The organism is Alteromonas sp. ABE4_545 (assembly GCF_056161325.1).
In genome coordinates, this window is sequence record NZ_JBSWYY010000107.1 from 1 (window position 1) to 223 (window position 223).

The window sequence follows — 223 nt, forward strand, 5'->3', positions numbered from 1 at the left end:
TGTGTTCTACGGCGTACGTGAATTTGGTATGAGTGCGATTATGAACGGTATTGCCCTGCACGGTGGCTTTATCCCGTTCGGTGCAACCTTCTTGATGTTTATGGAATACGCCCGTAACGCAGTGCGTATGTCAGCCTTGATGAAAGCGCAAAGCATCTTTGTGTACACCCACGACTCAATCGGTCAGGGTGAAGATGGCCCGACACACCAACCTATCGAGCAA

1 pseudogene is annotated in these 223 nt (G+C 50.2%); it reads left to right on the forward strand.

From position 1 onward, the window contains the following. Positions 1 to 223 (forward strand): annotated as a pseudogene (locus tag ACXAH6_RS20510) (transketolase); the annotation flags it as partial.